This is a genomic window from Lentilactobacillus farraginis DSM 18382 = JCM 14108, from assembly GCF_000583655.1.
GTDB classification, from domain to species: domain Bacteria; phylum Bacillota; class Bacilli; order Lactobacillales; family Lactobacillaceae; genus Lentilactobacillus; species Lentilactobacillus farraginis.
This window is the reverse complement of the sequence record NZ_BAKI01000092.1, coordinates 1-2,133: the sequence shown is the minus strand read 5'-3', so window position 1 is coordinate 2,133 and position 2,133 is coordinate 1. Positions and strand designations below refer to the sequence as shown.

General features: G+C 42.0%; 2 protein-coding genes. Both read left to right on the top strand.

Annotated elements, in window-relative coordinates; genetic code table 11:
- Positions 1-104: 104 nt before the first annotated feature.
- Positions 105-1,328, top strand: a complete 1,224-nt coding sequence (gene istA, locus JCM14108_RS13730) for an IS21 family transposase (protein ID WP_003555353.1) — start codon at positions 105-107, stop codon at positions 1,326-1,328.
- 9 nt (positions 1,329-1,337) lie between these two features.
- Positions 1,338-2,075, top strand: coding sequence for an IS21-like element helper ATPase IstB (istB, locus tag JCM14108_RS13725; protein WP_003555349.1), 738 nt, complete (start codon positions 1,338-1,340; stop codon positions 2,073-2,075).
- Positions 2,076-2,133: the final 58 nt, after the last annotated feature.

The window sequence follows — 2,133 nt, the reverse complement described above, 5'->3', positions numbered from 1 at the left end:
TGTAAAAGGCACCCGTAAAATGTAGGAAAACGGCAGGTTAGAACTGTTGGTTTTCCTACATTTTTTGTATCATGAATCACATCAGAGTGTAGGAGGAATTTGATGTGAGACGTGATTTAAGAGAAGGAGTGACGATTTACGTGACTGAAAATATTAAGCCTAACTTCGCCGAGATTGCCCGGCAATATAATGTTGATTATCGAACCGTTAAGAAAGCCTATGAGGAAGTCAAAGCTGGACTTAAGGGCCGACCAAGTGGTCGACCGAAACGGCCAAGTTTACTGGATCCATTCAAGCAAACCATCGATTCAAAGCTTGAACTAAATTGTTCGGCTGCTTCAATTTTTAAATTTATCCAGAAGAAGGGCTTTACCGGCAGCTATACCCTCGTGAAAGATTATTGTCGCCAAACCCGCCGAGAACGAGTTAAGAAAGCTACCATTCGGATTGAACATTCCCCTGGTCTCTCTGCTCAAGTTGACTGGAAAGAAGAAATGGCCCTAGTGAGCAGCGAGGGTGAGCTGTTTAAATTCAATATTTTCTTGTATGTATTGCCTTATTCAAAACTCAAATATATGACACTAACCTTTGATCGGAGCCAAGATACCCTCTTTTCTTGCTTACACGACGCTTTCCTTCATACCGGAGGTATTCCGACGGAAATCTGGTTTGATAATATGAAAACCGTTGTGGATCATACAAAATCCCAGTTTGGCCACGCTGTCTTTAACGAACGGTTCCACGAATTCTGTAAAGATGCCGGTTTCACACCAATTGCTTGTCGACCATTCAGACCACAAACTAAAGGTGCAGTTGAAGCCCTTGCTCGCACGGTTGAACGTTTACGGCCATACAATACTGAATTTGCTGATGGAACTGAGCTAATCGAACTAGTTCATATGCTCCGAGATGATCTAAATCATGAAACTTCGCAGGCCACGGACGAAGTCCCGTACCTGAAATGGTTAGACGAAGAAAAAGAGTACCTTCATCGCGTTCCAGTTAATCTCCTTGAACCATACTTCGAAGAAAACATTACCCGTGTCGTTTCGAAGGAGGCCATGATCAATTTCCGCAAATGTAAGTACTCAGTAGATCCGCGATACATTGGTTGTACGGTTGCTGTTGAAATCTCCAATGATGAGCAGCGCATCCACATTTATTATAACGGAGAAGAAATTCGTACGCACTCCATAACTACCAATTCGCTGAATTATGACCCCCAAGATCAGTTCAATATCCTCAAATCTGATTTGCTTAAAGGGCGGACAGATGAAGACATTTCAGCTTACATTCGTGAACATATGACTGATTACGACAACTTATAGGAGGCTACCATGACCACTAATAATCAAATTCTTTTAAATAATCTTGAGCGCTTAGGGTTAAACAAAATCCGTGAATACTTGCCGAATTACCTTGATCAAATTCACACTGATAATCTGTCATTAACTGAGGCGCTAATTGATTTAACTAATTCGGAACTCCAGAATCGACACGAAGGTCAGATTGCACGGGCCATTGGCCGTGCTCGGTTCCCCAATACAAAATCCCTAGATACATTTGATTTTAGCTTTCAACCCAGTATTAATCGCCAAGAGGTTCTGGAATTCCAGAATCTGGCTTTTATGGAAAAGTCTGAAAACTTAATCTTTATTGGCAATCCGGGAGTCGGTAAAACCCACTTGGCAATTAGTATTGGGATTGAGGCCTGTAAACAGGGCTGTCGGGTTCTCTTTATTAATTGTCATGAGCTGTTGATTAGATTGAGAGCAGCTTACGAAAAAGGACTGCTTGATCGATCTCTAAGCCGCTATTCGCGCTATGACCTATTAATTATTGATGAAATTGGGTATTTGCCAATTGGTCACCAAGAAGCTAACCTCTTATTTCAGCTAGTCAATGCCCGCTATGAAAAGCATTCAACGATCATTACCAGCAATAGTGATCTATCCGCTTGGGTTGATATTTTCCAGAACCCAACTGTGACAGCAGCCATTCTCGATCGCTTGGTTCATCATGTTCACGTAGTGAAGATCACTGGTAAATCTTACCGATTACGTGGCCTCAAGTAACTGCCGAAAACCTACATTTCTTTCTGCCGAAAACCTACATTTTTAAACTGCCCTTGAC

Excerpts from the sequence above, each read along its gene's own strand:
- istB (WP_003555349.1), top strand. The coding sequence starts at position 1,338 with ATGACCACTAATAATCAAATTCTTTTAAATAATCTTGAGCGCTTAGGG.